Raw genomic sequence first — 7,961 nt, 5'->3', positions numbered from 1 at the left:
CTCCCACCCCGGCCGCGGCCGGCTGTCCCGGCGTACGTTCGTCGCGGCGCTCGGCGGCGCCGCTGCGGCGGGCGCGCTGCCCGGTCTCGCGCTCGCCGGCCCGACGTTCGCCGGTTCCGCCAGCGCGGCCGCCGCGACCCTCACCGACCTCGGTATCCCGCTGTCCGACGTGCTCGCCATCGGCGGCGCCGTCGGCCCCGGCCCGGACGGGCGGCCGGTGCTGTGGTCGGCGGTGTCCGGCGACCCGGCGCACCTCGTCGCGCTCGACCCGGGTACCGCGAAGACGGTCTCCACCCAGCCGCTGCCCGGCGCCCCCGGCTCGTACGCGGTGGCGATCGGCCCGGACGGCACCGTCTGGGTCGGCGCGTACGGGACCGGGCAGCTGTTCCGGCGGCCCCCGGGCCGGCAGAGCGAGATCGAGGACCTCGGCCGGCCGCTCGCCGCCGAGACGTACATCTGGCGGCTGGCCATCGACACGGCCGGCATCGTCTACGGCTGCACCTACCCCAGCGCCAAGGCCTTCGGGTACGACCCGGCCACCGGTGCGGTCCGCGACTACGGCACCGTGGTCCCGGGCATGTCGTACGCCCGCAGCATCGCCACCGACGGCGGCAAGCTCTACGTCGGCACCCAGCCGGACGCGCACGTGGTGGAGATCGACGTCGCCAGCGGCGCCAGCCGGGAGCTGCCGCTGCCCGACGAGGTCGGCGACGGCGTCGGCAGCACCGTGTACGACCTGAACGCCTACCGCGGCCTGGTGTACGCCCGGTTCGGTTCCGCCATCGACGGCCGCCTCGGCGTCTGGGACACCCGCCGGCGCGGCTGGAGTCCGTTGCGGGACAAGGTGGCCGGCCTGGACGTGTCCGAGCCGGGGCCCGGCGGGCTGGTCTACTACACCCGCAACGGGGAACTGACCGGGATGCTGCCCCGCACCGGTACCGAGACGGGTACCGGGCTCACGTTCGCCGGCCGGGTGGTCAACAACCGCGGCATCGGCTGGGTTTCCCTGCCAGCCAAGGAAACCCCGGGTCAGACCCTGGTCGGCCTGCTGTGGCGCGGCGAGATGTTCTCGTACAACCCGAAGACCGGGGTGGGCACGCAGACCGCGACCGACATCCCGGGGGAGCCGATCCCGCTGGCCAGCCTCGCGGTCGGGACCACCGGGCGGCTGTGGGCCGGCGGGTACCTCAACGGCGGGCTCGCGCAGCTCGACCCGCAGACCGGATCGCCCACGTTCCAACGGTTCGCGCAGACCGAGAGCGTGCTCGACCTCGGCGACGAGATCTGGCTCGGCACCTACCCGGACTCGCGCCTCTACCGGTACGACCCGGGCAAGCCGTGGAGCAGCCCGGAGTACTCGCCCGGGCCGGCCGGGACGCCGGACAACCCGGTGAAGGTCGTCGACCTGCACGAGGCGGACCAGGTACGGGCCCGGGCCAGCGTCGACGCGGGCGACCACGTCGCGTACGGCTCGATGCCGAACACCACGCTCGGCGGCGCGCTGGTGATCGTGGCCAAGGCGACCAACGCGGCGAGCGTGCACCGGCCGGTGGTCACCGACCAGTCGATCGTGTCGCTCGCGTACGCCGCCGGCACGATCGTCGGCGGCACCTCGATCCACGGCGGGTACTCGGTGCCGGCGCCGACGCAGACCGAGGCGAAGCTGTTCGGCTTCGACCCGGTGGCCGACGCCAAGACGTTCGAGGCGGTACCGGTACCGGGCGCCGAGTCGGTGGACGGGCTGGTCGTCGACGCCGACGGCGGGGTGTGGGGGTACGCGGCGGGCACCCTGTTCGCCTTCGACCTGGCCAGCCGCACCGTCACCCGCCGGGCCACCGTCGGCACCGGCACCGGCCGGCTCGGCTACCACGCCGGGTCGGACACGTTCCTGATGTTGTCCGGTGGTGCGCTGCACCGGGTGGCGCGCGCCGACCTCGCGGTGACCACGGTGGTCGACACCGACGCCGACTACCTCGCGGTCGCCCCGGACGGCACCGCCTTCCTGGGCGCCAACACCCACGTCTACCGGGTGGTGCCGGCATGAGCGGCGGGAGTGGCGCTCGGCTGCGCCGGATCGTGGCGGCGCTGGCGATCGGTGGGCTCGCTGCCGCGTCGCTCGTGGCCGGCCCTGCCGCCGCCGCGCCGGCGCGGCCGACCGACAGCGCCGCCGCCGCGCCGGCGCGGCCGGCCGGCAGCGCCGCCGCGCCCCGGGTGGACGATCTGGGGCCGGCCTCCGAGGTCACCTCGACCGGGGTGGCCGAACCGGTCGGCGACCTCGTCTACACCGCGACGTCCGGCGTGTCGCCGGTGCAGGTGGCGGCGTTCGACCCGGTACAGCACCGGGTCACGACGACGATCGACCTGCCGACCGGCGCCGGTACCTGGGCGATGGCGCACGTCGGCACCGACCTGTACGTCGCCACCTACGACCCGGGCGACCTGTACCGGATCGACACGACGACCGGTACGGCGACGAAGGTGGCGAACTTCGGCTCGTTCGTCTGGGCGATCGCCGCGGCACCGGACGGCACGATCGTGGCCGGCACGTACCCGGACGCCGGGGTGTGGAGCTACGACCCGGCGACCGGCCAGACCCGCAAGTACGGCACGGCCGTCGCGGGCGAGCAGTACGTGCGGTCCATCGCCGTCACCGACACCACGATCTTCGCCGGCGTCGGTGCGCACGCGCACCTGATCGCGATCGACCGCGCCACCGGAGACCGCACCGACGTGCTGCCCGCCCAGTACGCGAACCGGACGTTCGTGGCGACGCTCGCGCTGTCCGGCGACACGCTCGCCGCCGGGCTGTCGCCGACCGGCACCATGCTGGTGTTCTCGCTGGACGACCTGGCGCACCCGGTCGAGGTGCAGGCCGACCCGGCCGAGCAGTACGTCACCGCGATCACCGTGCACGGCGACTCCGTCTACCTCGGTACCCGGCCGGCCGGCGTGCTGTGGCGTTACGACACGGCGAGCGGCACCGTCACCCGGCTCGGCTCGCCGTACGACGGGGCGTACTTCAACCGGATCATGGTGAGCGCCGACGACGCCGTGACCGCGGAGCTGACCAGCACGTTCGTCGACTACGACGCGGCGTCCGGCACGTTCGACGGCACCGACCTGACCGCGGCGGGCCTGCCGCCGGCGCCGGAACTGGCCATGCAGGTCACCGCCACCGACGACCGGGTACTGGTCAGCGGCAAGGCCGGCGTGCAGGTGCACGACCTCGCCACCGGTGCCAGCCACCGGACGTTCCTGGCCGGCGAGGCGAAGACCATGACGCCGGTCGGCGGGCAGGTCTACCTCGGCGTGTACACGCTGGCCCGGCTGTTCTCCGTCGCGCCGGACGGTACCGACCTGCACAAGGTCGGCGACGTCGCGAACGAGCAGACCCGGCCGACCGACGCGGTGTACGACCCGGCGGTGGGCAAGCTGCTGGTCACCACCGAGGCGGACTACGGCAAGTACAACGGCGCGCTGGCCTGCTTCGATCCGCGCACCGGCGCGGTCCGGGTGTACCGCGGCGTGGTGCCGAACCAGTCGGTGCGCTCGGTCGCCGCCACCGGCGGCACCGCCTACCTGGGCAGCGAGATCCGCAACAGCCTCGGTACCGACCCGATCGTCAAGGAGGCGACGCTGTCGGCGTTCGACCTGCGCCGCGGCACGGTGCGCTGGCAGGTCACCCCGGTACCGGGCGCCGGGCAGCTCACCGACCTGGCGCTCTGGCGCGGCACGCTCTACGGCACCACCGACACCGGGACCCTGTTCGCCTTCGACCCGGGTACCCGGACAGTACTGTCCACTGTGGACGTCGGCGCCGGCGCCACCCTGGTCACCGCGCGCGGCCACCTGTACGGCGCCACCGGCGGGCGGATCTTCCGGGTCAACGGCGACGGCACCACGACCACCGTGCTCGACGACCTCGCCGCCGAGACCTACGGCCCACCCATGCTCGCCCCCGCCCCCGACGGCCGCTCCCTCTACACCGTCCGACACCGCAACCTCATCCGCCTCTGGCTCTGACCCCGGGTGGGTGAGTGTCCACAACGGACACCCACCCACCCCAAAGCCCCGAAGCGCCGAGCCCCGAAGCGCGAGCCCCGAAGCGACATGACTCCCCGACGCGAGCCCCGAAGCGGCATGGCTCCCCGACGGCGAGCACCGGCCCCCGACATTCCGAGAAGGCCAGGCGGCGTCCGGACCTCGTCACCGTTCCCCCGACGGGGGATGGTCAAGGGGGCGAAGGCCCCCTTGACGGGGAAGGAGCGCGAGGAGGGGGCGAAGCCCTCTCCTCGCATCCCCCCACGCGGGCTCAGACCGCGAACAGAGGTGGCCTCTACACCAGCACCTGGAGGCACCTCGGACGCACCTCGGATGCACGGAGTGGACCATCACCCCGGACGGTCAGAGCCTCACCCGAGGCGGACCCGGTAGATCGTCGGCGGCCGCCCGGTCGTACCGGCCATCACCCGCCCGATCGGCTGCGCCACCCCGGCCCGCTCCAGCCGCTTCAACGTCCGCCGGGCCGACCGCGGCTCGATGTCCAGCGCCTCGGCCACGTCGGATGCGGTCACCCCGTCGGCGCCCCGCTCGTACAGCATGGCCTTGAGCCGGTCCAGGTTCGCCTTGGAGAGGCCGGAGCGCCGGGCCGCGACCCCGACCGGTACCGGCTCGTCGTCGCCGGCCTCGGCCGGATCCACGCCGCCGAGCATGATGTCACCGCCGTTGCCCAGCGACACCACCGCGGCGAACGGGCCGGCGGCGCGGCAGCGGGCCAGGGCGCGACGGGCCAGCGCCTCCGCCTCCGCGGCCGAACGGCCGACGCCGCAACCGACGTGCGCCCACATGTGCCGCTGGCTGAGCGCACCGAGCAGCGGCAGCCGCTGGAACCCACCGGTCGCACCCTCCAGCACCCCGCGCGTGGTGACCAGCAGGTACCGGCCCTCCTGCAGGGTGAACAGGCTGCCGGCCAGCGCGGTGATGTCGTCGGCGAGCTCCTGGTCGGGCTCGGACAGGTCGATGAAGCCGAGCACCACCTGCGCGTCGGCGTGTACCCGGCCGGCGGAGGCCAGCATGATCGTCTGCAGCGCGGACCGGACCGACACGATCGCCGGGGCCAGCCGTACCGTCTCCAGGTCGCCCCGGATCTGCTCGTACACCGACCGGACGCAGGTGATCGCGACGCTGCGCTCGGCGCCGCGGGCGGCGGCCCGGTGGAAGTCGGCGAACTGCGCCGCGTCGCGCCCCGGCCGGTACTCCATCACCCGGACGCCCTCGACCGGCAGCGCGGCGTCCCGGAACGCCTCCACCACCTGATCGCGGTCCAGGGTGTCGATGCTGATCGTGTCGACGGCGCGGCCGGCGGACAGCAGCTCGACGAGCACCCGGTACAGGGTGGCGCCGCTGTAGGTGATGTAGGTGGCCGGCCGGTCCAGCACACCGGCCTGCTGCGCCAGCGTGTACGGGATGGCGCCGGTGAACAGCCAGGAGTCGACGTCCGGCGGCCGGTCCGCGACGATCTCCGCCGCCTGCGACTCGTTCTGGTACGGCAGCGGCCGCAGCTCCAGCTGCGGGAAGTCGCGGGCGGCGACCTGCTGCACCAGCGGCACCAGGTCAGGCGGTCCGACCACACCGACGGTGGCCCGCACCTCCGCCTGGTACCGGGGGTTGGTCATCACGCCTGCATCGTGCCATGTCATTGGAGCGCCGTACCGTCCCTCACCGGCGCGCCCGGCCCGGCGGCCAGCGCGTCCGGGTCGCCGCCGCGGGTCAGGTCCGGGTAGGCGGCGAGGACCCGGTCGAGCTGGTCGGCCTGGCCGGGGGAGAGCCGCTCGGCATCGGCCAGGCACCAGTTGCCGGCCAGCAACCCCTCCCGGGCGAGTACCTCGTTGACGCCGGCGATGCTGCCCACGAAGCTGTTGGCGGCGTCGAACACCGCCGAGTTCGCGTCGGTGAGCTGGGCGGCGCGGGCCAGCAGTTCCAGCGGTACCGGCGCGCCGGCCCGGACGATCGCGCGGGCCTGGGCGTGCAGCGCCACCGCGGCCGGCGTCCACACCGCCCACTGGCCGAGCAGCCCGCCGACGATGTGCACCGTGGTCGGCCCGAACCGGTACGGGGTGAGCAGGTCGGCGACGATGTTGTCGTCGTTGCCGGTGTACAGCGCGATCCGGTCGGCGCCGCCGGCGTCCACGACGGCGCGGATCACCTCGATCGTCGCGTACCGGTCGAACGGCGCGATCTTGATCGCCTCGACGCCGGGCAGCTCGGCGTACCGGCGCCAGAAGTCGTAGCCGAAGCTGCGCCGGCCGATCGTGGGCTGCAGGTAGAAGCCGAAGACCGGGAGGATCTCGGCGACCGCGGCGACGCCGGCGAGGATGTCCGCCTCGGGTGCGTCGCGCCAGCCGTTCATCGCCACCAGGGCCAGGTCGTAGCCCAGCTCGGCGGCGAGTTCCGCCTCGGCGACCGCCCGCTCGGTCGGCCCGAGCACCCCGGCGACCAGCAGCGCGCGGCTGCCGCCGGCCGGGTCCGGGGCCACCGCTGCGGCCTCCTCGGCGGCCAGCCGCAGCACCGGCTCGTACAGCCCGTTGTCGTGGATCTCGAACTGGGTGGTGTGCACGCCGACCGCGACCCCGCCGGCGCCGGCATCCAGGTAGTACCGGGTCAGGCCGCGCTGCCGGGGCTCGTCCAGCCGCAGGTCGGCGGTGAGCGCCAGCGGGTGGGCCGGGATGACCATGCCGTCGCGCAGCCGGCTGCGCTTCTCGTCGTCGTACATCAGAACTTGCCCGCGCGCTCGGTGAAGTGGGTGGGCTTGTCCAGCAACGGCCCACCCTCCAGCAGCCAGGCGGCGGTCCAGTCGAGCATCTCGGCCAGGCTGACCGACGGGTAGCCGAACAGGCCGAAGCAGCGGGCCGCGTTGGACAGCAGCGCGGTGTCGGCCTCGGTGCCGGCGAACACCGGCTCCCGGTCGAGCCGGCGGCCCAGCTCGGTGGCGAGCCAGCGCACCGAGGCGGTCTCCGGCCCGGTCACGTTGAGCACCAGCGGGTCCGTGTCGACGTGCGCGAGCGCGCTCAGCACGTACCGGTTGGCGTCGCCCTGCCAGACCACGTTGACCGCGGCGTTGCCGAGCTCCACCGGGTCACCGGCACGCACCGCGCGGGCGATGTCGGTCAGCACCCCGTACCGGCAGTCGATGGCGTAGTTGAGCCGGATGATCGCGAGCTTCGTGCCGGTCGCCGCGGCCTGGTGGGCCAGCACCCGCTCGCGCCCGAGGCAGGACTGCGCGTACTCGCCGACCGGGTCCGGGGCGACGCTCTCGTCCGCGCCGCCGGAGTGCAGCGGCACCAGCGGGTACACGTTGCCGCTGGAGAACGCGACGAGGTTGGTGCCGGCGTAGCGCTGCGCCACCCGGCCCGGCAGGTACGTGTTGAGTGCCCAGGTGGTGGCCGCGTCGGCGGCGGTGCCGAACTTGCGGCCCACCATGTACACCACGTTCGGCGCGTCGGGCAGGCCGGCGAGGGCGACCTCGTCGGTCAGGTCGGCGGCGACGGTGTGCACGCCGGCCTCGTCCAGCTCGGCCCGGGCCTGCGGGTCGGAGAACCGGGACACGGCGTGCACCCGGCGGTGGCCGGGCAGCCGGTCGAACGCCTCGGCGGCCATCCGGGCCAGGCTCACGCCCATCTTGCCGGCGGCGCCCAGCACGACCAGGTCGCCGTCGGTGCGGCCGAGCTGCTCGATGAGCCGGTCGTCCGGCTCGTGTACCCGGCGGGCGATCAGCGTGCGCAGCGCCGTCATCGGTATCTCCTCCACTGCGGGCGGGCAGCTGGTTCCGGCGTCGGTTCCGAGCCCGCTCATCCCCAGGATAATGGCTGCGCCGAAAGTATCCGGAGCTAGACGGCGCGTCAACGGGTCCCGCTGCGCGGTCACTGTTGCCGCAGGTATTGACCGCATCTCCGAGCCTGGCT

General features: G+C 74.0%; 5 protein-coding genes. 2 read left to right on the top strand and 3 right to left on the bottom strand.

The features are described 5' to 3' along the window. Both NUM_RS32745 and NUM_RS32740 read left to right on the top strand, forming a co-directional pair. The coding region (locus NUM_RS32745; protein ID WP_207128795.1) for a ligand-binding sensor domain-containing protein at positions 1-2,044 on the top strand (2,044 nt) is incomplete at its 5' end. After that, entirely contained in the window at positions 2,041-4,023 is a 1,983-nt protein-coding gene (locus tag NUM_RS32740; RefSeq protein ID WP_207128794.1) for a PQQ-binding-like beta-propeller repeat protein, read from the top strand. The genes NUM_RS32745 and NUM_RS32740, both read left to right, overlap by 4 nt. A 389-nt stretch (positions 4,024-4,412) precedes the next feature. Here the strand turns inward: NUM_RS32740 and NUM_RS32735 are convergent, their stop codons facing one another. Genes NUM_RS32735 through NUM_RS32725 form a run of 3 tightly spaced genes read right to left on the bottom strand, consistent with a single transcriptional unit; the run spans position 4,413 to position 7,851 of the window. Then, entirely contained in the window at positions 4,413-5,678 is a 1,266-nt protein-coding gene (locus tag NUM_RS32735; protein ID WP_207128793.1) for a helix-turn-helix domain-containing protein, read from the bottom strand. Between the two features lie 17 nt (positions 5,679-5,695). Then, on the bottom strand, positions 5,696-6,772 hold the full coding sequence (locus tag NUM_RS32730) for a dihydrodipicolinate synthase family protein (protein ID WP_207128792.1): 1,077 nt from the start codon (positions 6,770-6,772) through the stop codon (positions 5,696-5,698). Continuing rightward, the gene (locus NUM_RS32725; RefSeq protein ID WP_207128791.1) at positions 6,772-7,851 is read right to left on the bottom strand and encodes an NAD-dependent epimerase/dehydratase family protein; all 1,080 of its coding nucleotides are present in this window, start codon (positions 7,849-7,851) and stop codon (positions 6,772-6,774) included. Before NUM_RS32725 ends, NUM_RS32730 begins: the two co-directional genes overlap by 1 nt. Between the last annotated feature and the right edge of the window lie 110 nt (positions 7,852-7,961).

It is taken from the genome of Actinocatenispora comari, from assembly GCF_017312725.1.
GTDB classification, from domain to species: Bacteria; Actinomycetota; Actinomycetes; order Mycobacteriales; family Micromonosporaceae; genus Actinocatenispora; species Actinocatenispora comari.
This window is presented reverse-complemented; position numbering and strand designations above follow the sequence as displayed.